Annotated in this window: 19 protein-coding genes; 3 read left to right on the top strand and 16 right to left on the bottom strand. The window is 66.4% G+C overall.

What is annotated here, in order from left to right:
• Positions 1 to 3 precede the first annotated feature (3 nt).
• Genes lptE through HTY51_RS17575 form a run of 4 tightly spaced genes read right to left on the bottom strand, consistent with a single transcriptional unit; the run spans position 4 to position 4,557 of the window.
• Positions 4 to 507 carry an LPS assembly lipoprotein LptE gene (gene lptE, locus HTY51_RS17590; protein WP_174253945.1) on the bottom strand — a complete coding sequence of 168 codons (504 nt, stop codon included), beginning with the start codon at positions 505 to 507 and terminating at the stop codon, positions 4 to 6.
• Between the two features lie 4 nt (positions 508 to 511).
• Positions 512 to 3,205 carry a leucine--tRNA ligase gene (gene leuS / locus HTY51_RS17585; RefSeq protein ID WP_174253944.1) on the bottom strand — a complete coding sequence of 898 codons (2,694 nt, stop codon included), beginning with the start codon at positions 3,203 to 3,205 and terminating at the stop codon, positions 512 to 514.
• A gap of 16 nt (positions 3,206 to 3,221) precedes the next feature.
• The gene (gene dapB / locus HTY51_RS17580) at positions 3,222 to 4,037 is read right to left on the bottom strand and encodes a 4-hydroxy-tetrahydrodipicolinate reductase (protein WP_174253943.1); all 816 of its coding nucleotides are present in this window, start codon (positions 4,035 to 4,037) and stop codon (positions 3,222 to 3,224) included.
• A 13-nt stretch (positions 4,038 to 4,050) separates the two neighbouring features.
• Complete coding sequence (locus HTY51_RS17575; RefSeq protein ID WP_174253942.1) at positions 4,051 to 4,557, bottom strand: outer membrane protein assembly factor BamE; 507 nt, start codon at positions 4,555 to 4,557, stop codon at positions 4,051 to 4,053.
• Positions 4,558 to 4,640: 83 nt separating this feature from the next.
• Here HTY51_RS17575 and fur point away from each other — a divergent pair, with 83 nt between their 5' ends.
• Positions 4,641 to 5,096, top strand: a complete 456-nt coding sequence (fur, locus tag HTY51_RS17570; protein WP_174253941.1) for a ferric iron uptake transcriptional regulator — start codon at positions 4,641 to 4,643, stop codon at positions 5,094 to 5,096.
• Positions 5,097 to 5,104: 8 nt separating this feature from the next.
• Here fur and hprK read toward each other — a convergent pair whose 3' ends face one another.
• The 3 genes from hprK to hpf all read right to left on the bottom strand — a co-directional run bounded on the left by hprK (position 5,105) and on the right by hpf (position 7,040).
• Positions 5,105 to 6,052: an HPr(Ser) kinase/phosphatase gene (gene hprK, locus HTY51_RS17565; protein WP_174253940.1), complete on the bottom strand. Its 948-nt coding sequence runs from the start codon at positions 6,050 to 6,052 to the stop codon at positions 5,105 to 5,107.
• A gap of 16 nt (positions 6,053 to 6,068) precedes the next feature.
• Positions 6,069 to 6,536 carry a PTS sugar transporter subunit IIA gene (locus HTY51_RS17560; protein WP_174253939.1) on the bottom strand — a complete coding sequence of 156 codons (468 nt, stop codon included), beginning with the start codon at positions 6,534 to 6,536 and terminating at the stop codon, positions 6,069 to 6,071.
• A gap of 174 nt (positions 6,537 to 6,710) precedes the next feature.
• Complete coding sequence (gene hpf, locus HTY51_RS17555) at positions 6,711 to 7,040, bottom strand: ribosome hibernation-promoting factor, HPF/YfiA family (protein ID WP_174253938.1); 330 nt, start codon at positions 7,038 to 7,040, stop codon at positions 6,711 to 6,713.
• Positions 7,041 to 7,494: 454 nt separating this feature from the next.
• Here hpf and corA point away from each other — a divergent pair, with 454 nt between their 5' ends.
• A complete protein-coding gene (gene corA, locus HTY51_RS17550) occupies positions 7,495 to 8,481 on the top strand; it encodes a magnesium/cobalt transporter CorA (protein WP_174253937.1) in 987 nt (328 codons plus the stop codon).
• A gap of 175 nt (positions 8,482 to 8,656) precedes the next feature.
• On the opposite strand, the gene HTY51_RS17545 is transcribed toward corA, so the two are convergent.
• The 4 genes from HTY51_RS17545 to HTY51_RS17530 all read right to left on the bottom strand — a co-directional run bounded on the left by HTY51_RS17545 (position 8,657) and on the right by HTY51_RS17530 (position 14,361).
• Entirely contained in the window at positions 8,657 to 9,403 is a 747-nt protein-coding gene (locus tag HTY51_RS17545; protein WP_174254332.1) for a 5'-methylthioadenosine/adenosylhomocysteine nucleosidase, read from the bottom strand.
• Between the two features lie 75 nt (positions 9,404 to 9,478).
• On the bottom strand, positions 9,479 to 11,155 hold the full coding sequence (locus HTY51_RS17540) for a long-chain-fatty-acid--CoA ligase (protein ID WP_174253936.1): 1,677 nt from the start codon (positions 11,153 to 11,155) through the stop codon (positions 9,479 to 9,481).
• A 162-nt stretch (positions 11,156 to 11,317) separates the two neighbouring features.
• Positions 11,318 to 12,733, bottom strand: a complete 1,416-nt coding sequence (gene pntB, locus HTY51_RS17535) for a Re/Si-specific NAD(P)(+) transhydrogenase subunit beta (RefSeq protein ID WP_174253935.1) — start codon at positions 12,731 to 12,733, stop codon at positions 11,318 to 11,320.
• A 20-nt stretch (positions 12,734 to 12,753) separates the two neighbouring features.
• Positions 12,754 to 14,361 carry a Re/Si-specific NAD(P)(+) transhydrogenase subunit alpha gene (locus HTY51_RS17530; RefSeq protein ID WP_174253934.1) on the bottom strand — a complete coding sequence of 536 codons (1,608 nt, stop codon included), beginning with the start codon at positions 14,359 to 14,361 and terminating at the stop codon, positions 12,754 to 12,756.
• 149 nt (positions 14,362 to 14,510) lie between these two features.
• Here HTY51_RS17530 and HTY51_RS17525 point away from each other — a divergent pair, with 149 nt between their 5' ends.
• Entirely contained in the window at positions 14,511 to 15,005 is a 495-nt protein-coding gene (locus HTY51_RS17525; protein ID WP_174253933.1) for an NUDIX hydrolase, read from the top strand.
• Between the two features lie 13 nt (positions 15,006 to 15,018).
• On the opposite strand, the gene HTY51_RS17520 is transcribed toward HTY51_RS17525, so the two are convergent.
• The 5 genes from HTY51_RS17520 to HTY51_RS17500 are packed head-to-tail and all read right to left on the bottom strand — an operon-like array spanning position 15,019 to position 20,026.
• Positions 15,019 to 16,029 carry a D-2-hydroxyacid dehydrogenase gene (locus tag HTY51_RS17520; protein WP_174253932.1) on the bottom strand — a complete coding sequence of 337 codons (1,011 nt, stop codon included), beginning with the start codon at positions 16,027 to 16,029 and terminating at the stop codon, positions 15,019 to 15,021.
• 10 nt (positions 16,030 to 16,039) lie between these two features.
• The gene (locus tag HTY51_RS17515; protein ID WP_174253931.1) at positions 16,040 to 17,386 is read right to left on the bottom strand and encodes an MmgE/PrpD family protein; all 1,347 of its coding nucleotides are present in this window, start codon (positions 17,384 to 17,386) and stop codon (positions 16,040 to 16,042) included.
• A 23-nt stretch (positions 17,387 to 17,409) separates the two neighbouring features.
• Positions 17,410 to 18,834: an aldehyde dehydrogenase family protein gene (locus HTY51_RS17510; protein WP_254606926.1), complete on the bottom strand. Its 1,425-nt coding sequence runs from the start codon at positions 18,832 to 18,834 to the stop codon at positions 17,410 to 17,412.
• Positions 18,834 to 19,481: a thiamine pyrophosphate-dependent enzyme gene (locus tag HTY51_RS17505; RefSeq protein ID WP_174253930.1), complete on the bottom strand. Its 648-nt coding sequence runs from the start codon at positions 19,479 to 19,481 to the stop codon at positions 18,834 to 18,836. The genes HTY51_RS17510 and HTY51_RS17505 overlap by 1 nt, the downstream gene beginning before the upstream one ends.
• An 8-nt stretch (positions 19,482 to 19,489) precedes the next feature.
• Complete coding sequence (locus HTY51_RS17500) at positions 19,490 to 20,026, bottom strand: decarboxylase (protein WP_174253929.1); 537 nt, start codon at positions 20,024 to 20,026, stop codon at positions 19,490 to 19,492.
• Positions 20,027 to 20,090 lie beyond the last annotated feature (64 nt).

The raw sequence follows: 20,090 nt of genomic DNA, 5'->3' as shown, positions 1-20,090 counted from the left end.
CGCTCAGAGCTGCTTGATGGCGGCCAGGCGGCGCAGGATCTGCTGCACCATGTCACTCTGCATATTGCGGTAGAGGATGGCCTCCTCGGTTTCCTTGGCCAGGGCATAGGCTTCGTCGTAGCTGAGCGAACGCTGCTGCACGAGTTCGGTCTCGGGAATGATCTCCCTGCCCTGCGGCGTACGCAGACGGAACTTGAGGGTCAGGCGCAGCTGGAACTCCCGCACCTGGCCCGTGGCGCTGACGCCGACCACGGTCTTGACACGCTGCTCGGAGAGGATGTCGAGCACCGCCTGCGCCTCCTGCTGGCGAGCTGCGTCGGTGATGTACTCCAGCTGTCCGCTGGACTGCAGTTGGCGCTTGAGTTCCACCCCCATGGGCGAGGTCGGCGCCACACTGCTGTACAGAGAGGTGAAGGCAAAGCTGTAGGGCTGGCGCAGCCCGAAACCACAGCCGGCCAACCCCAGCAGCGACGCGCACAGGAGGCCGGCAAAGAGACGCCGTTTCATGGTCTCAGAGGACAACATTGACCAGGCGACCGGGCACCACGATGACACGCTTGATCGCGCCACCCTGGGCCTGGGTCTGCACCGGTTCGCTGGCGCAGGCGATGGCCTCGATGGCTTCCTTCGAAGCGCCGGCCGGCACCAGGATGGCACCACGCAGCTTGCCGTTGATCTGCAGCATGAGCTCGACCTCGTCCTGCTGCAGCGCGGAGGGATCCACCTGGGGCCAGGGCGCGTCCAGCAGCTCGCCCAGCACGCCGGCGTAGCCCAGTTCGCTCCACAGCACATGGGTGATGTGCGGCGTGGCCGGGTAGATGCAACGCAGGAGGATGCCGAAACCTTCGATCAAGGCAACCTCGGCGCCCGGCGTGCCGCCGGCCTTGAAATCCTCCAGCGCATTGAGCAGCTTCATGGCCCCGGAGACCACGGTGTTGTACTGCATGCGCTGGTAGTCGTAGTCCACCTGCTTGAGCACGCTGTGGATTTCCAGGCGCAGGGCCTTGGCTTCCTTGCCGAAGCGCACGTCCTGGAGGTTCTTCACGCCGGCCACGCTGGCGCTGGCAGCCGCCGGGTCCATGGCCGACAGCTTGAGACCGAAGTTCCAGACGCGGCGCAGGAAGCGGTAGCTGCCCTCGACCGCGGCGTCGTTCCACTCCAGCGTGGCCTCGGGCGGCGCGGTGAACATGGTGTACAGGCGCGCCGTGTCGGCGCCGTACTTCTCGATCAGGTCCTGCGGATCGACACCGTTGTTCTTGGACTTGGACATGGTGCCCACGCCCTCGTAGTCGATGGCCGTGCCCGCGGGCAGGCCGCCCACCGCCTTGTTCAGCTTCGCACCCGTGATCTTGCCGCCGGCATCGAGCACATGTTCCACGTCATGCGGCCAGTAGTACTCCTTGCCGCCCTTCTCCGTGCGGCGCGAATAGATGTGGTTGAGCACCATGCCCTGGGTCAACAGCTTGGTGAAGGGCTCGTCGACCTTCACCAGCCCCAGATCGCGCATGACCTTGGTCCAGAAGCGCGCATACAGCAGGTGCAGGATGGCGTGCTCGATGCCGCCGATGTACTGGTCCATCGGCATCCAGTAGTTCGCGCCCTCCGCCACCATCTTGTCCGGGTTGGTCGGGTCGCAATAGCGCATGTAGTACCAGGACGAGTCCACGAAGGTGTCCATGGTGTCGGTCTCGCGCCGCGCCGACTTGCCGCAGACCGGGCAGACCACACCAGCGTGGAAACCTTCGTGCTTGTGCAGCGGGTTGCCGGAACCGTCGGGAATGCAGTCCTGCGGCAGCACCACCGGCAGGTCTTTTTCGGGGACCGGCACCGCGCCATGCACCTCGCAATGGATGATGGGGATCGGCGTGCCCCAGTAGCGCTGGCGCGAAACGCCCCAGTCGCGCAGGCGCCAGGTGGTCCTCTTCTCACCCAGGCCGCGCACCTGCAGGGCGTGCGCCACCGCGTTCACCGCTTCGGCGTAGGCCAGGCCACTGAAGGTGTCCGAATTGATGGTCACGCCCTTGGCCTTGTCGGCGTACCAGTCGTGCCAGTGGTGGTAGTCGTAGTGCTCGCCGTCGACGTGCACCACCTGGCGGATCGGCAGCTGGTACTTCAGCGCAAAGGCGAAGTCACGCTCGTCGTGCGCCGGCACACCCATGACAGCGCCGTCGCCGTAGCTCATGAGCACGTAGTTGCCGACCCAGACCTCGACCTGCTCCTCGATCAGCGGATGCTTCACGAACAGGCCGGTGGGCATGCCCTCTTTCTCGCGCAGCGCGAGCTCGGCCTCGGTGGTGCCGCCCTTCTTGCAGTCCTCGATGAAGGCCGCCAGCTTCGGATTGCTCTTCGCGGCATGCTGGGCCAGCGGGTGCTCCGGCGCCACGGCGCAGAAGGTCACACCCATGATGGTGTCAGCCCGCGTCGTGAAGACGTACATGCGACCATCATCGATGAGCTGGCCGTCCTCGCCCTTGACCTGGTGCGTGAAGGCGAAGCGCACGCCCTCGCTGCGGCCGATCCAGTTCTCCTGCATCAGGCGCACGCGCTCGGGCCAGCCGTTCAGCGTCGCTTTCTCGTTGCCGATCTGCACGTGGTCCAGCAGTTCCTGGGCGTAGTCGGTGATCTTCAGGTAATAACCCGGGATCTCGCGCTTTTCCACCAGCGCGCCGGTGCGCCAGCCGCGGCCGTCGATGACCTGTTCGTTGGCCAGCACGGTCTGGTCCACCGGGTCCCAGTTCACGACCTGGGTCTTGCGGTAGGCGATGCCCTTCTCCAGCATCTTGAGGAAGAGCCACTGGTTCCACTTGTAGTACGTGGGGTCGCAGGTGGCAACCTCGCGGCTCCAGTCGATCGCCAGGCCCATGGCCTGCATCTGCCCCTTCATGTAGGCGATGTTCTCGTAGGTCCACTTCGCCGGCGGCACGCCGTTCTTGAGCGCCGCGTTCTCGGCCGGCAGGCCGAAGGCGTCCCAGCCCATGGGCATCAGGACGTTGTAGCCGTTCATGCGCAGGTAGCGCGTGAGCATGTCGTTGATGGTGTAGTTGCGCACGTGGCCCATGTGCAGCTTACCGCTGGGGTAGGGCAGCATGGAACAGGCGTAGAACTTCTTCTTGCCGGCGTCTTCCGTCACGCGGTAGGCATCACGTGCCACCCAGTGGCTGTGGGCGGCCTTCTCGACCTCAAGGTGTTGGTATTTGTCTTGCATGGCTGACAGCTTCAGTTCACTTGAGCCCGAGCACGTCGAACATGTCGTACAGGCCGCTGGGGCGTCCGGCCAGGAAGCGCACGGCGCGCAGGCTGCCCTGGGCGTAGGTCACGCGGCTGGCGGATTTGTGCGTGACCTCGATGCGCTCGCCGGTGCCGGCGAAGAGCACGGTGTGGTCACCCACGATGTCACCGCCGCGGATGGTGGCAAAACCGATGCTGGAGGGATCGCGCTCGCCGGTGTGGCCGTAACGCTCGTAGACGGCACAGTCCTTCAGGTCGCGGCCCAGTGCGCCGGCAATCACCTCGCCCATCTTGATGGCCGTGCCCGAGGGCGCGTCCACCTTGTGGCGGTGGTGCGCCTCGATGATCTCGATGTCGTAGCCCGTGTTCAGCGCCTTGGCTGCCATCTCCAGCAGCTTGAGCGTGACGTTCACGCCCACGCTCATATTGGGCGAGAGCATGATGGCGATGTCCCTGGCGGCAGCGGCGATCTCGGCCTTCTGCGCCTCGGTAAAGCCGGTGGTGCCGATCACCATGGCCACGCCCAGCTCGCGGCAGACCTTGAGGTGGGCCATGGTGCCCTCGGGCCGCGTGAAGTCGATCAGGGTGCGGGCATTCTGCAGGCCGGCCTTCAGGTCGGCCGTGATGTGCACGCCGCTGGCGTGGCCCAGGAAGGCGGTGGCATCGCTGCCGATGGCCGGGCTGGCCGCCACATCGAGCGCGCCGGCCAGCCGGCAATCGTCGGTCGCGTGCACGGCTTCGATCAGCATGCGGCCCATGCGACCGGAAGCGCCGGTGATGGCGACGGGATGGTGTGTCTGTGCAGTCATGGTGGGGTCCATCTCAGCGGGCGGCCGGCTCCAGCGGCGGGTAGCTGGCCGGCAGCGGGGGCAGGGGCTTGGCTTCGGGGGCCGGGGCCGGGGCGGGGAATTCCTGCAGCTTTTCCGGCGCCGCCTCCAGCACCGGCACCTTGGGCTTCTCGCGGCCGCCCAGGGTGGCGGCGAACTCGGTTTCGCTGGGCAGGGGATCCGCCTCGAAGCGGTCGAGCACCTCGCCCTTGAAGTAGACGGTGACACGGCGCGCCTGCGGTTCGGCGCCCTGGCGCTTGAGGGTGAAGACGTAGTCCCAGCGATCGGCGTGAAAGACGCTGGCCAGCAGCGGCGTGCCCAGGATGTCGCGCACCTGGATGCGGCTCATGCCGGGGCGCAGCACCCCCACCTGTTCGCGCGTGACCACATTGCCCTGCACCACCGGTACACGGTAAGGCTGCAGGAAGCTGCAGGCCGAGAGGGCGGCGCCCAAGAGCAGGGCCAGCCCCAGGCGGCCGGGGGCGCGATGGAAAATGAACATGAAACTGGCGCTAGCGATATGATCGGCCCATTGTAGCGGCAGGGCCTGCCGCCACGCGTCACCGCCTCCCTGGAAACACGCCTATGAACACCATCGACGAACTCAAGAGCACTGGCCTGAAAGCCACGCTGCCCCGCCTGAAGGTTCTGGAGATTTTTCAGAAGGGCACCCAGCGCCACATGAGCGCCGAGGACGTGTTCCGTGTGCTGCTGGAAGACCGCTCCGACGTGGGTCTGGCCACGGTCTACCGCGTGCTGACCCAGTTCGAGCAGGCCGGCATCCTGACGCGCAGCAATTTCGAGGGCGGCAAGGCCGTCTACGAGCTCAACGAGGGCCAGCATCACGACCATCTGGTCTGCCTGGATTGCGGCAAGGTCGAGGAGTTCTTCGACGCCGAGATCGAGAACCGGCAGAACGCCGTGGCCAAGTCGCGCGGCTTCACGCTCGCCGAACACGCGCTCAGCCTCTATGCCCACTGCACCAAGGACAAGTGCCCGAACCGCGGCCAGGGCGGACGCGGCCACCACTCAGCTCATTGAGGCCAGGGCTAGCTCTCGCCCATGGCCTTGCGATGGCGCTCGACAAACTCCTGGTAGGTATCGATGCCGCGCAGCTGCAGGATGGTGTTGCGCACCGCCGCCTCCACCAGCACGGCCAGGTTGCGGCCGGCCACCACCTGGATCACCGCCTTGCGCACCGGGATGCCCAGCACGTCCTGCGTCAGCGGCTCGTAGGGAATGCGCTCGTAGTCGCGCTCCAGCGTCTCGCGCCGTACCAGGTGCACGATGAGCTTGAGGCGCATCTTGCGCCGCACCGCGGTCTCGCCAAAGATGGCACGTATGTCGAGCAGGCCGATGCCGCGCACCTCGAGCAGGTTGCGTAGCAGCTCGGGGCAGCGGCCTTCGATGGTGTCCTGGTTCACGCGGTAGAGATCCACCGCGTCGTCGGCCACCAGGCCGTGGCCGCGCGAGATCAGCTCCAGCCCCAGCTCGCTCTTGCCCAGACCGGACTCGCCGGTGATCAGCACGCCCAGGCCCAGGATGTCCATCAGCACACCGTGCATGGAGGCACGGTCGGCGAAGTGCCGCGACAGGTAGCTGCGCAGCACGTCGATCACATAGGCCGAGGACTCCGGCGAGGCGAACATGGGGATGTTGGCCTCCTCGCACATGGCCAGCAGCGCCGGCGGCACCTTCTGGCCATCGGCCAGCACGAGCACAGGCGGCTCCAGCGTGGTGATGCGCGAGATGCGGCGCTCGCAATCTTCCGGCGTGGCGCTGGTCAGGTAGGCGACCTCACGCTCGCCCAGCACCTGCAGGCGATAGGGATGGATGTAGTTGAGGTGGCCAACCAGGTCGGCGCCGGAATTGGCCGCACGCACGGCCACTTCGTCGAAGCGACGCTCGGAAGCTCCCAGGCCCGCCACCCACTCCCACTTGAGCTTGCCGCGGAATTCCTCGAACAGGACCTCGGCGCTGACGACGGTCGGTCTCACCGGGACACTCCGGGGCTCAGGCCGGCTGGGCCGAGCGCCAGCTGGCGATCAGCTCGTGCAGCTCGCCCGACGTGGCGCAGGTGTTGAGTTTGGCGCGCAAGGCGGTGTCGCTCAGCAACTCGGCGATCTCGGACAAGATTTCCAGGTGCTTCTGCGTGGCCGCTTCGGGCACCAGCAGGAAGATCAGCAGGCTGACGGGCAACTCGTCGGGCGCGTCGAAGCCGATGGGCTGGGCCAGCTGCACCACGGCGGCCATGGGCGACTTCAGTCCCTTGATGCGTCCGTGCGGGATGGCCACGCCATGGCCCAGACCGGTGGAGCCCAGGCGCTCGCGCGCAAACAGGCTGTCGGTCACCAGGGCGCGATTGAGGCCGTGCAGGTTCTCGAACAGCAGGCCCACCTCCTCGAAAGCACGTTTTTTACTCGTGGCATCGACATGCACAAGCACTTGTGCGGTCGGCAGGATGGACGCAAGACGATTCATGATGTTCGAGTGGGCAGATTATGCACACAAAATGTCCCCCACGCTCCCCGCTGGCGAGGGCCGCCCCCCGAGGGGCCTTGGGATGGCCCGGCAACAAAAAAGCCGCGGGGGTGCCCGCGGCTGCTTGGGGGGCTGGGCGGGGATCACCGCCGGCCCCGCGGGCGGGCGGGCCGCCTACATCAGGCGCTTGGCCGCATCGTGGTGGTGGTCCTGCAGGCGGTCCTTGTGGCGGACCACCTGGCGGTCGAGCTTGTCGACCAGTTCATCCACGGCTGCGTAGAGGTCCTCGTGGGAGCTTTCCGCGAACAGGTCATTGCCCTTGACGTGGATATTGCATTCAGCACGTTGCCGTCGTTCCTTTTCCTTCTGTTTTTCAACGGTGAGTAGCACCTTGACATCGACAACCTGGTCAAAGTGCCGGGTGATTCGATCAAGCTTGGTCGTGACATAACTGCGCAGGGCGGGGGTGACTTCGAGGTGATGACCGCTGATCGTCAGGTTCATGAGTAGCCTCCTGTTGCTCTCGGATTTGAACTGCCGCCTGCACCCGTAAAGCCCGACGACGACTTCGGACTTCGCTGCTGCAGGCAAATTCACTATGCGCCCGACCCGCTCGAAATGCAATCCTTTTTCCTTGACGCCGCACAAGTTTTTCGCAGTCTTCGCCCCTTGAATTCCGTCCGTCGCGCAGGGGCTTGCCAGCCCGCACGCACCCGTGCAGAATGTCTGGATTGCAGCATCTCCTCGCAACCCGCGCGAGGTCCGGGCCCAGGCCCCGCAGACCTGCACACCCACCCTCCTCCAAGCCGGCGCAGTGCCATAATTGCGCCTGTCGTCACTCCGGAGATCGCTCCTTGGAAACCTGCCCCAGTCGGTAGCTTTCGACTCCCGGCATCGGGGGTTGGAAGCCGCACCCCACCCCCACCCGCCCGATGCCCCAACCAAGAGGGAGTGAGCCATGCTCAACATCTTCACGCTCGCCAACGGCCGGCTCTTCCAGGAAGAGATCGAGTCGCTGGAGGAACTCTCCAGATTCCAGCCCATCTGGGTCGACCTGGAATCACCCACGCTCGAAGAGAAACGCTGGGTCAAGCAGTACTATGGCCTGTCCATCCCGGAAGACGCGATGGACGAGGACATCGAGGAATCCGCCCGCTTCTATGAGGAAGACAACGGCGAGCTGCACATCCGCAGCGACTTCCTGATCGCCGACGAGGCAGAGCCGCGCACCGTGCGCGTGGCCTTCATCCTGAACCAGCACAACACCGGCCTGCGCAGCTGTGGCGTGCTGTTTTCCATCCACGACGAAGACCTGCCCGTGTTCCGCCTGCTGCGTATGCGCGCGCGCCGCGCCCCCGGCCTGATCGAGGACGCCAAGGAAGTGCTGCTCAAGCTCTTCGACGCCGACGCCGAGTATTCGGCCGACACGCTCGAGGGCATCTATGACGAGCTGGAGAAAGCCGGCAAGCTCGTGCTCTCGGGGGACGTGACCGACGCGCTGGCCGGCGAGGTGCTGGGCGCCATCGCACGGCAGGAAGACCTGAACGGCCGCATCCGCCGCAATGCCATGGACACGCGCCGCGCGGTCAGCTTCATGCTGCGCAGCAAGATGCTCAACCCCGAACAGTTCGAGGAAGCGCGCCAGATCCTGCGCGACATCGACTCGCTGGACTCGCACACCGCCTTCCTGTTCGACAAGATCAACTTCCTGATGGACGCCACCGTCGGTTTCATCAACATCAACCAGAACAAGATCATCAAGATCTTCTCGGTGGCCAGCGTCGCGCTGCTGCCGCCCACGCTGATCGCCAGCCTCTACGGCATGAACTTCCAGTACATGCCCGAGCTCGCGCAGACCTGGGGCTACCCCTATGCGCTGGCGTTGATGGTGGCCAGTGCGCTGGTGCCGATGTGGTATTTCAGGCGGCGGGGCTGGTTGAAGTGATCTCCCCCTGTTGGCAGCGCACTTCGTGTCGCTACGCCCGGTGTCGCAGCCAGACGCTGCGACTCTTCGGGGCTCGTCCAAGCCTGCGCAGGCAGGCTTGGAGCCGCGGCCCCTCAGCCCCCTCAGGGGGACAACGCCAGTGGCCGGGCAAAGCCCGTTCCACGGCGTTCCCGCATCAAACCCCTCTGGCGCTGCTTTTGTTCAGTTCGCGCACAAACTCGTCGATGATCGCCAGGGCGTAGCGGCTGGCGACTTCGGTGACGAATTGGGGGAAGTCCACGTGGGCGCTGTCGTCGGCGCGGTCGGAGATGGTGCGCACGGCGGCGTAGGGGATGGCGTAGTCATGGCAGACCTGGGCCACGGCGGCGCCTTCCATTTCCACGGCCAGCGGGGCATGTCCCGCATTGCTGAGCGCCGCATGCAGGGCCCGCGCCTCTTCGGCGGCCGAGACAAAACGGTCGCCACTGGCGATCAGGCCGTGGTGCACCGTGGCTGGCAAGGCCAGGCTTTCGAGGCTGGCACGGCTTGCCGCCAGCAAAGCCTCGCCCAGGGCGATGTCGCAGGCAAAACGCTCACGGTCGTAGAGGGGGATCTGGTAACGCGGGAACAGCGGCGAGGCGTCCATGTCGTGCTGCACGAACTCGCTGGCCACCACCACGTCGCCCACCTGCACGCCGGGGCCGATGCCGCCGGCCACGCCGGTGAAGATCAGGCGCTGAACACCGAAGGCCTCGATCAGGGTGGTGGTCGTGGTGGCCGCAGCCACCTTGCCGATACGCGAGAGCGCCAGCACGACGGGGGTGCCGTGCAGCTCGCCCAGCCAGAACTCGCGCCCGGCACGCGCGACGCGCCGGGGTTCGCGCAACAGTTCGATCAGCCCCTGCTGCTCTTCGGCCAACGCGCTGAGGATGGCCGTGGTCACCTGGCGTGACTCCGGCCGTTGCACTTAACTTTGCTGCGCAAAGTGAGCCCTCGTCGCAAGGCCTGCCCTCACGGGTCAGGCCTTGTCGCGAAGTTCGCGGCGCAGGATCTTGCCGACCGGGGTCTTGGGCAGGTCGGTGCGGAACTCGATCACGCGCGGCTGCTTGTAGCCGGTCATGTTCTCGCGGCACCAGGCGCGCACCTTCTCCTCGGTGAGGGCCGGGTCCTTCTTCACGATCACCAGCTTGACGGCCTCGCCGGTCTGGGCATCGGCCACACCCACGCAGGCGCATTCCAGCACGCCCTCGAGTTTGGCCACCACGTCCTCGACCTCGTTCGGGTAGACGTTGAAGCCGCTGACCAGGATCATGTCCTTCTTGCGGTCGACGATGCGGAAGTAACCGCGCTCGTCCATCACGCCCACGTCACCGCTCTTGAACCAGCCGTCGGGCGTCATGACCTTGGCGGTCTCGTCCGGGCGCTGCCAGTAGCCGGCCATGACCTGCGGCCCCTTGATGGCGATCTCGCCGGGCTGGCCCTGGGGCACGTCGCGGCCCTCGTCGTCGATGATCTTCATCCAGGTGCCGGGGATCGGCACGCCGATGGTGCCGGTGTACTCGGTCGCCGTCACCGGATTGCAGCTGGCCGAAGGGCTGGTCTCCGACAGGCCATAGCCCTCGCAGATCGGGCAGCCGGTCTTCTCGAACCATTTCTGCGCCACCGCGCCCTGCACCGCCATGCCGCCGCCAACCGAGACCTTGAGGTTGCTCCAGTCGACCTTGTTGAAGTCGGGGTGGTTGGCCAGGCCGTTGAACAGGGTGTTGACCGCCGGGAAGGTGTGGAACACGTGCTTGGACAGCTCCTTGAGCACGGCCGGCAGGTCGCGCGGATTGGGGATCAGCACCAGCTTGGCGCCCATGCGCATGGACAGCATCATGCCCACCGTGAAGGCGAAGATATGGTACAGCGGCAGGGCGCAGATGCCCGTGGACTGCTGGCCGGCCGGGATCTTCTTCATGGCCGGCTCGTTCCAGAGCTGGGACTGCAGCACGTTGGCAATGACGTTGCGGTGCAGCAGCACCGCGCCCTTGGAAACACCGGTGGTGCCACCGGTGTACTGCAGCACGGCCACGTCGTCGGGTTTGATCTCGGGCTGGCGCAGGGTGCCGCGTTCGCCCTTGGCCACGGCCTCGTTGAAACGCACGGCCTGCGGCAGATTGAAGGGCGGCACCATCTTCTTGACCTTGCGCACCACGAAGTTGACCAAGGCGCCCTTGAGCAGGCCCAGGCGGTCGCCCATGGCGCACAGCACCACGTGCTTGACGGGGGTGGCAGCGATGCACTTCTCCAGCGTGTGGGCGAAGTTCTCGATGATGACGATGGCTTTCGAACCGGAGTCCTTGAGCTGGTGCTCGAGCTCGCGCGCGGTGTACAGGGGGTTGACGTTCACCACCACGTAACCGGCGCGCAGGATGGCCGCCACCACCACCGGGTACTGCGGCACATTGGGCATCATGATGGCGACACGGTCGCCCTGGGCCAGGCCCAGGCCCTGCAGGTAGGCGGCGAAGGCACGGCTTTGGCGGTCGGTCTCGCCGAAGCTCATTTCCTTGCCCATGAAGCTGTAGGCCGGGCGGTCGGCGTACTGGCGGAAGCTTTCTTCCATCAGCGCCACCAGCGAGGGATAGGGCGAAGGCGGCAGATCGGCGGGCACGCCTTCGGGGTAGCTCTTGAGCCAGATGCGGTCGCTCATGTCTTGTCTCCTGTGTTTTCGGTTCTGACTGTAGCGGAACAAAAAAAGACCGTGCTGGAAGATCCAGCACGGTCGTGCTTTTTTCCCGTGGCGGGATTATGCCTTGTCAGAACCTGCCGCCGATTCCCCCGCAAACCAGTCCGGGAACCGCCGGCGGCAGGGTCAGCTCTTGAGTGCGACCAGCACCTCGTCCAGCATTTTCTTGGCGTCGCCGAACAGCATGCGGTTGTTCTCCTTGTAGAACAGCGGGTTGTCCACACCGGCGTAACCCGAAGCCATGGAACGCTTCATGACGATGGAGGTCTTGGCCTTCCACACCTCCAGCACCGGCATGCCGGCGATCGGGCTGCCCGGGTCGTCCTGCGCGGCCGGGTTGACGATGTCGTTGGCGCCGATGACCATGGCGATGTCGGTGTCCGGGAAGTCCTCGTTGATCTCGTCCATCTCCATCACGATGTCGTAAGGCACCTTGGCCTCGGCCAGCAACACGTTCATGTGGCCCGGCATACGGCCGGCCACCGGGTGGATGGCGAAACGTACCTTGACACCTTTCTCGCGCAGGGTCTTGGTGATCTCGAAGACCGTGTGCTGGGCCTGCGCCACCGCCATGCCGTAGCCCGGCACGATGACAACGCTCTTGGCCTCGCGCAGCAGCTCGGCGGTGTCGGCGGCCGTGACCGGCACGACTTCACCTTGCGGCGCTGCGGCCTCGCCCGACTTGGCCGGGGTCGCACCGCCACCGGAGCCGAAGCCCCCGGCGATCACGCTGATGAAGTTGCGGTTCATCGCGTTGCACATGATGTAGGACAGGATGGCGCCGGAGGAGCCCACCAGCGCGCCGGTCACGATCAGCAGGTCGTTGGACAGCATGAAACCGGTGGCCGCAGCGGCCCAGCCCGAGTAGCTGTTGAGCATGGACACCACCACCGGCATGTCGGCGCCGCCGATGGCCATCACCATGTGGATGCCGAACAGCAGGGCGATGACGGTCATCACGATCAGCGGGGTCATGCCCTCGGCCACGGTCTTGGCCTGGATGAACTCGCGCACGAACCAGATCACGATCAGCAGGCCGGCCAGGTTGAGCCAGTGGCGGGCGGGCAGCAGCAGGGGCTTGCCGCCGATCTTGCCATTGAGCTTGCCGAAGGCGATCAGCGAGCCGGAGAAGGTCACCGCACCGATCAGGATGCCGACGTAGATCTCCACTTCGTGGATGACCTTTTCCGCGCCGGCGAGCTGGATCGAGGTGTCGACGTAGCTGGCAAAACCGACCAGGCAGGCCGCCAGGCCCACCAGGCTGTGCATGAGCGCCACCAGCTCGGGCATCTGCGTCATCTTCACCACCTTGGCGGCGTAGAGACCGATGCTGCCGCCGACCAGCAGCGCAGCGATGATCCAGGGGATGCCGGCCGCACTGACACGCGGGCCGAACACCGTGGCCAGCACGGCCAGGGCCATGCCGACCATGCCGAACAGGTTGCCGCGACGCGAGGTTTCAGGGTTGGACAGGCCACCCAGGCTCAGGATGAAAAGGATGGCGGCACCGAGGTAGGCCACCGTAGCGAGACTTTGGGACATGATCGTCTTTCTTCTCTTTTTTATTTACGGAACATGGCGAGCATGCGGCGGGTGACGGAGAAGCCACCGAACATGTTGACGGCCGTCAGCACGATGCCGGCAAAGGCCAGCCAGCGGATCAGGGCGTCCGGGCGTCCGCCCGTGCCGGCTTCCGGCGGCAGGATCTGCACCAGCGCGCCGATGGCGATGATGCTGGAGATGGCGTTGGTCACGCTCATCAGCGGCGTGTGCAGCGCCGGTGTGACGTTCCACACCACCATGTAGCCGATGAAGCAGGCCAGCACGAAGACCGTGAAGTGGCCCAGGAAGGCTGCTGGCGCGTAGGCACCGATGAACCAGAAGGCCAGCGCCGCCACGGCGAAGATGATGGCCAGCGTCTTGGCGGGCAGGGGCCCGCTGCTGCCGTGGCCGTGGCCACCCTTTTTCTCGGCCACCGGCGCAGCGGCCGGCTTCGGGGCCGGCGCGGCAGCCTGCTTGAGCGGCGGGGCCGGCCAGGTGATGCTGCCGTCCTTGACGACCGTCAGGCCGCGGATGGCATCGTCTTCCATGTTGACGTTGGCGACACCGTCCTTGGCCTTGCACAGCTCCTCGGCCAGGCGAAACAGGTTGGTCGCGTACAGCGTCGAGGACTGCTTGGCCAGGCGCGAGGCCAGGTCCGTGTAACCGACGATGGTCACACCGTGTTTCACCACGGCCTGGCCGGGTTCGGTCAGTTCGCAGTTGCCGCCCTGCTCGCCCGCCATGTCGACGATCACGCTGCCCGGTTTCATGGAGCGCACCATCTCGGCGGTGATCAGCTTGGGCGCCGGCTTGCCCGGGATCAGGGCGGTGGTGATGATGATGTCCACCTCCTTGGCCTGCTTGGCGTACATCTCGCGCTGGGCCTGCTGGAAGCCTTCGCTCATGACCTTGGCGTAACCGCCGCCGCCCGAGCCTTCTTCCTCGTAGTCGACCTTGACGAACTCGCCGCCCAGGGACACGACCTGGTCGGCCACTTCGGCGCGGGTGTCATTGGCGCGCACGATGGCGCCCAGGCTGGCGGCCGTGCCGATGGCGGCCAGACCGGCCACGCCGGCACCGGCGATGAAAACCTTGGCCGGCGGCACCTTGCCGGCGGCCGTGATCTGACCGTTGAAGAAACGGCCGAAGGCGTTGGCCGCCTCGATGACGGCACGGTAGCCGCTGACGCCGGCCATGGAGGTCAGGGCATCCATCTTCTGGGCGCGGCTCAGCGTGCGCGGCAGCGCATCGATGGCCAGCACCGTCACTTTTCTGGCAGCCAGCTGCTGCATCAGCTCCGGGTTCTGCGCCGGCCAGATGAAACCGACCAGGGCGCTGCCCTCGCGCATCAGCGCCACTTCGGCCTGGCTCGGTGCGCGCACCTTGAACACGATGTCAGCGGCGGCCCACAGCGCCGCGGCGCCGTTGATGATTTCGGCACCGGCCGCGCGATAGCTGTCATCGCTGAAATTGGCGGCGTCACCGGCGCCGGATTCGACGGCCACCGTGAAACCGAGCTTGATGAGCTTCTCCACCACCTCGGGCACCGTCGCCACGCGCTTTTCGCCCGGGAAGGTCTCCCGCGGCACGCCGATGCGCTGCGCCGGTTTAGCTGTGCCAGCTTGCATAAATCAACTCCTGAACATGATAGGCATGACGGTCCGGCAGGCCCTGACCCAGGGCGCCGTCCGCACATCGCGAAAGCTTAACTGAGAAATCCATTCCACCCAGGAATAAGCTGTATAACGATTTGGGGGGCGATTCATAATGCATGCATATGAATATGCGCTGGAAACCGAGTGTCACCGTGGCGGCCATCATCGAGCGTGACGGCCGCTTCCTGCTGGTCGAGGAAGAGACCCCCGAAGGCCTGAAACTCAACAACCCTGCGGGCCACCTGGACCCAGGCGAGTCACCCGCCGAAGGCTGCGCGCGCGAGGCGCTGGAGGAAACCACCCACGCCTTCAGGCCCACGCACCTGCTGGGCATCTACCTCTCGCGTTTCCAGCGTCCGCAGCCCGACGGCGACGTGGAAGACATCACCTACCTGCGTTTTGCCTTTGCCGGTGAACTGGGTGCGGTGGTGCCGGGTCGCCAGCTGGACACCGGCATCGTGCGCACGGTCTGGCTGACACCGGACGAGATCCGCGCCAGCGTGGCTCGGCACCGCAGCCCGCTGCTGCTGCGCTGCATGGAAGACCACCTGCGCGGCCAGCGCTACCCGCTGGAGTCGGTCTACACCGACGCCACGGTGCAGTTACTGCAGCGCTGACGGGCCGCTACCCTCAGCTGCGCGCGGCTTCGCTTTCCAGCGCTGCACCCTGCAGATAGGCCCGCAGGTTGCGCAGGAACAGCTCCGCGCCGCGCAGGCGCGTGCCCAGGGAGGCGGAGGCGCTGTGCGGTGTCATCAGCACATTCGGCAGGCTCCACAGCGGTGACTCGGGCGGCAGCGGCTCTTGCGCAAACACGTCCAGGTAGGCACCCAGCAGGTGGCCGCGCGTGAGCGCCTCGATCAGGGCGACCTCGTCGACGATCTCGCCACGTGCGATGTTCACCAGCCCCGCGCCGCGCGGCAGCAGTGCCAGGCGACGTGCGTCGACCAGGCGGCGCGTCTGCTCGGTGAGCGGGCAGGCCAGCACCAGCCAGTCGCAGCGCGGCAGCACCGTGTCGATGGCCTCCAGGCCCAGCACCTCGTCGAAAAACTCCGCCGGCAGCGCCTGCCGGCGCAGGCCGACGGTGTGCACGCCCAGGGCCTGCAAACCACGGGCGATCCGCGTGCCGATATGGCCCACCCCCACGATCACCGCCGTCTGTCCGCCCAGGTCCCGGGGCAATTGCGTGTCCTGGATCGGTGCCCACTCGCGCTGCTGCTGGGCACGCAGCCAGCGCGGGAAATCACGTGAGAGCATCAGCAGGCCGGTCAGGGCGTTCAGGGCCACGGGCTCGGCATTGGTGCCCGCCGCGGTGCTGATGCGCACCCCGCGTTGTTTGGCGGGCTGGTAGACCGGATGGTCCAGGCCCGCCGACACCAGCTGCAGCCAGCGCAGGTTCGGCGCCGCGTCGATCAGGGACCAGAAAGCCTGCCCCTGCGGGCTGCGGTGCTTGGCCTGCGTGCCTTCCCATATGTCGCGCGAATAAAAGGCCACCTCGATGCTGGCGATCTGCGCGCTGCTGTAGGCGACCTCCGGGTCAAAGTGCAGCAGCTCCAGCCGGCGGGGGGCCGCCGCCAGGATCTGCGCCAGCGCCGCTCCGTGCTCGACGGCCAACTGCCGGGAGATCAGGAGGCTGGCGCTCATCCCAAGACGCTCAGAGGCTGGTGAGGCGCAGGTCCGCGACCTGCAGCCGTTCCATCTGCCAGAGCTGCGCCAGCAGCCGGGCCGCCGCCTCGGCACCGATGACGGGCGTAGCCAGTTCGGTGAACTTGTCGTTGATGTCTGCGTCGGAGAGCGGCGCTTCCGGGTCGCCCTTGCGGCAGGGTGCGTACTGCTCGACCAGGCTCCCATCACGCAGGGTGATCACGATGCGCGCGGCGCGCAGGGCCGGGAAACCGGCGCTTAAGCGCGGGTCGGCCACGAGTTTGGTCTTGGCCATCAGCGCGCGAATGCCGGCATCCTGCAGGCGCAACGGCTCGAAGGCGTTGAGGCGCACGGCGCCGTAGAGCAGGGCATGGGCCACCACATAGGGCAGGCTGAACTTGGCCTCGAAGGCGGTGCGCGGCTCGAAGTTGCCGGTCACGTCCAGCGCGGTCTGGTAGGTGTCGATGCGGATGGACGCGATCTGCGCCGGGTCCAGGGCGTGCCCCTGGCGGATGTCCAGCATGGCGTCGATGGCCGCGAAGGTGTGGCCGCAGCAGCCGTGGTTCTTCTGCGTGATGACCTGGATGTTGTAGCGCGTGCCCAGGTCCCGCGTGGCCTCGGCCCAGTTCGGATTGACCGACAGCGCGGCGCCGAAACCGGCGGCGCCCTCCAGGATGTCCAGCGCACCCGTGACACCCTGGGCCGCGCCCTTGCCGGCGTTCACGCCCACCCAGGCCGCATGGCCAGCGTGCAGGCACTTGGTCATGGCATCCGACCGGAAGGCCTGTTGCAGGCCCGAGGCAAAGGTCGCTGCCGTGGCCAGCGCATGGCGCATCACATCGGGGTTGCTGCCATCCAGCAGCGCCGCCGTGGCCGCCGCGCCGCCGAAGCAGCCTATGGTGCCGGTGGTGTGGAAAAAGCGGTAATGCGAGGGCTGCACCGCCACGCCGATCCGCGTCGAGATCTCGTAGCCTATGGTGATGGCCTTGAGCAGGTCCGCGCCGCTGCTACCCCGCTCCTCGGCCACGGCCAGGGCCGCGCCGATGGTGGGACAGCCCGGGTGGTAGACCGCGTCGCGGAAGATGTCGTCGAACTCGGCCGCATGCGAGATGCTGCCGTTGATCCAGGCCGCCGTGGCGGCAAAGGCTGTGGTGCGCTGGCCCGGCAGGCTGGATTTTCCGTGTCCCAGTTCGTCCGCGTGGGTGCGCATGAGCTGCGGGCCCGGCGCCAGCGCAATGCCCGGGAACAGCGCCGCGAACCAGTCGATCAGCGCACGCTTGGCGTGGTGCGTGACCTCGGCCGGCAGGGGGCGGGCCGATTCGCTCTGGGAATAATCGGCCAGTTGATCAATGATCATGAAAGCAGGCTCTATGCGGTTGATCAGTAGCTGATGGTCATCAGCCGTTCTTCGGTCATCTCGCGGATGGCGTAGGCCGGGCCTTCCCAGCCAAAGCCGCTGTCCTTGACGCCACCGAAGGGCATGGCGTCCACACGCGCGCTCGAGGCCTCGTTCACGTGCACGCCGCCAAAACGCAGGGCCCTGGCGGCCGTGAAGGCCGTGTGCAGGTCGGCCGTGAACAGGCCCACCGACAGGCCGAAGGGCTGGGCATTGGCCTGGGCCACGGCCTCGTCTATGCCGTCGAACTCGATCACCGACATCACGGGCGCGAAGATCTCCTCGCACACCACCTTCATCTCGGGTTTCACGCCGGTCAGGATGGTGGGGGGGATCACGCTGCCCACACGTTGGCCGCCGGTCAGCAGACGCGCACCGCCGGCCACGGCCTCGTCCACCCAGGACTGGGCACGTTTCGCGTGATGTTCGCTGATCATGGGGCCGATGATGGTGGCCGGGTCGGCCGGGTCACCAGCCTTCATCTTCTGCGCGGCGGCCACGAGCCGGGGCACAAACTCGCCGGCGAGACGACGGTCGACATACAGGCGCTGCACCGAGGTGCAGACCTGGCCGGCCTTGCGGAAACCGGCGTTCAGGATCTTGGGGATGGCCAGGGCCTGGTCCGCGTCGTGGCAGACGATGGTGCTGGCGATGCTGCCCAGCTCCATCTGCGTGCGACGCAAGCCGGCAGCGCGCTGGATCTCGCGGCCCACACGCGTGCTGCCGGTGAAGGCGTAGAAGGCGATGCGCGGATCGGCGCAGAGCTGCGGGCCGACCACCGCGCCATCACCGTGCACCAGGGCCAGCAGCTGCGGGGGCAGGCCGGCCTCGATCAGGATCTCGCACAGCAGCACCGCGGTCAGCGGCGTGAAATCCGAGGGCTTGATGACCACGGCGTTGCCGCCGGCCAGGGCCGGGCCCACCTTGTGCACCAGCACATTGAGCGGCGAGTTGAAGGGCGTGATCACGCAGACCACACCGCGCGGCGAGCGCATGGTGAAACCGACGCGGTTCTTCACGCCATCGGCCGCCTGCATGGGCACCATCTCGCCGTTGAGCCGTTTGGCCTCCTCGGCGCAGAGCTCGAAGGTCTGCACGCAGCGGCGCACCTCGTTGTCACCGTCGGCGCGGGTGAAACCCGCCTCGTGGCGCATGAGCTCGATCAGCGGCTCCATGCGCGACTCGACGATGCGCGCCGCGGCCAGCAGGATCTTGTAACGCTGGTAGGGCGTGAGTGTGGACTGCTGCTGGCCCAGCACGGCGCCGGCCACGGCGGCGCTCACCTGCTCAGGCGAGGCCACGGCCATCTCGCCGTAGACCTGGCCGTCGTATTTGTCGTGCAGGGCCTGGCGCGCGGCATCAGCGACCCACTGGCCTGCGATCAGCAGCTGACCCACGGGCGCGCCCATCACGCGGCTCCGGCGTAAGTCTGCTGGTCGCCGCGCGTGTTGACCTTCAGGCCTTCCATGAACTTGTTGCGGATCTTGGCGGCGTCACGCTCGGTCACACCGGCCGGCGGCGCGTTGTCGGTGCGTGCGCAGATGAACAGCGGGCCATCGCTGCTGAGCGAGGCCTCGACCAGGGCCTCGAAATGGGCCTCGTCCTTGGCCCAGACACTCTGGGCCAGGCCCGCGCCCTTGCCGATCGCCACCAGGTCCACGCCGTTGGCCGTCATGGTGGGCTGGCCGCCGGTGATCTGGTAGGAGCCGTTGTCCCAGACGATCACGACCAGGTTCTTGAGCTTGAGGCCAGCAATGGTGCCCAGGGCGCCGAGCTGCATGAGCAGCGAGCCGTCGCCTTCGAGGGCAAACACCTTGCGCTGGGGCTGGGCCAGCGCCACACCGACGGCGATGGGCGCGGCCAGGCCCATGGTGCCCAGCATGTAGAAGTTCTGCGGGCGCTGGCCGGCAGCCCAGAGGTCGAAGTGGGTGTGGCCTATGCCCCCCACGACGGCTTCCTCGTGCTTGAGTTTGGCCACGAGGCGACGCGTCAGGTCGGAGCGGTTCATCACCTTGGCCGTTTCGCGGCCGACGGATTCGAGCAGTTGTGCGTTCATGGTGTTCCTCACTTCTTCACGCGTGCCGTCAGCAGCGGCGACAGGATCATGGCGGCGGCGGCCTGGGTGGCGTAAGCCTGCTTGATCATGCGGTCGGCGATGAACTCGACATCGTCCTGGCGCTCGATGGCGTAGTTCTCGATGTTGAGCGAGTTCAGGATGGGACGCATGGTACGGCAGACGATGACCTGGCCGAGCTGGAAGTCGCCCAGGGTACCGCGCTCGGAGATCAGCATCAGCAGCGGGATCTGGTAGGGCACGGTCAGCGAGGCCAGGGCATTGGGCAGGGTAGCAAAGCCGCTGGTCTGCATCAGCACGATGCCGCGCAGGCCACCCATGTAGGCGCCGGTCACGATGCCCACGGCCTCTTCCTCGCGCGCCGGGCAGACCACGGTGAAGTAGTCGTCGGCGTGCAGGCGCTTGATCAGCGGCGCCAGCACCTTGTCGGGCACATAGGTGATGAGCCTGATCTCGTTCGCCTTGAAGACACGGACCAGGGTCTCGTCCCAGCTTTCGCCAGCTTGGCCGGCAGTTTCTTGCACCATGGCAACACTCTCTCGTCTAAGAATTAAAACCGGTGCCCGCCACGGCGGTGCACCACAAATCGTT

This window comes from Rhodoferax sp. BAB1 (assembly GCF_013334205.1).
GTDB lineage: Bacteria > Pseudomonadota > Gammaproteobacteria > Burkholderiales > Burkholderiaceae_C > Hylemonella.
Note: the sequence above shows the minus strand (reverse complement) of the source record. Positions and strands in the feature narration are given on the sequence as shown.

Bases quoted from the DNA above. Each gene is read 5' to 3' on its own strand.
- lptE (WP_174253945.1), bottom strand. From the start codon at position 507: ATGAAACGGCGTCTCTTTGCCGGCCTCCTGTGCGCGTCGCTGCTGGGG.
- leuS (WP_174253944.1), bottom strand. From the start codon at position 3,205: ATGCAAGACAAATACCAACACCTTGAGGTCGAGAAGGCCGCCCACAGC.
- dapB (WP_174253943.1), bottom strand. From the start codon at position 4,037: ATGACTGCACAGACACACCATCCCGTCGCCATCACCGGCGCTTCCGGT.
- HTY51_RS17575 (WP_174253942.1), bottom strand. From the start codon at position 4,557: ATGTTCATTTTCCATCGCGCCCCCGGCCGCCTGGGGCTGGCCCTGCTC.
- fur (WP_174253941.1), top strand. From the start codon at position 4,641: ATGAACACCATCGACGAACTCAAGAGCACTGGCCTGAAAGCCACGCTG.
- HTY51_RS17560 (WP_174253939.1), bottom strand. From the start codon at position 6,536: ATGAATCGTCTTGCGTCCATCCTGCCGACCGCACAAGTGCTTGTGCAT.
- hpf (WP_174253938.1), bottom strand. From the start codon at position 7,040: ATGAACCTGACGATCAGCGGTCATCACCTCGAAGTCACCCCCGCCCTG.
- corA (WP_174253937.1), top strand. From the start codon at position 7,495: ATGCTCAACATCTTCACGCTCGCCAACGGCCGGCTCTTCCAGGAAGAG.
- HTY51_RS17540 (WP_174253936.1), bottom strand. From the start codon at position 11,155: ATGAGCGACCGCATCTGGCTCAAGAGCTACCCCGAAGGCGTGCCCGCC.
- pntB (WP_174253935.1), bottom strand. From the start codon at position 12,733: ATGTCCCAAAGTCTCGCTACGGTGGCCTACCTCGGTGCCGCCATCCTT.
- HTY51_RS17530 (WP_174253934.1), bottom strand. From the start codon at position 14,361: ATGCAAGCTGGCACAGCTAAACCGGCGCAGCGCATCGGCGTGCCGCGG.
- HTY51_RS17525 (WP_174253933.1), top strand. From the start codon at position 14,511: ATGAATATGCGCTGGAAACCGAGTGTCACCGTGGCGGCCATCATCGAG.
- HTY51_RS17520 (WP_174253932.1), bottom strand. From the start codon at position 16,029: ATGAGCGCCAGCCTCCTGATCTCCCGGCAGTTGGCCGTCGAGCACGGA.
- HTY51_RS17515 (WP_174253931.1), bottom strand. From the start codon at position 17,386: ATGATCATTGATCAACTGGCCGATTATTCCCAGAGCGAATCGGCCCGC.
- HTY51_RS17510 (WP_254606926.1), bottom strand. From the start codon at position 18,834: ATGGGCGCGCCCGTGGGTCAGCTGCTGATCGCAGGCCAGTGGGTCGCT.
- HTY51_RS17505 (WP_174253930.1), bottom strand. From the start codon at position 19,481: ATGAACGCACAACTGCTCGAATCCGTCGGCCGCGAAACGGCCAAGGTG.
- HTY51_RS17500 (WP_174253929.1), bottom strand. From the start codon at position 20,026: ATGGTGCAAGAAACTGCCGGCCAAGCTGGCGAAAGCTGGGACGAGACC.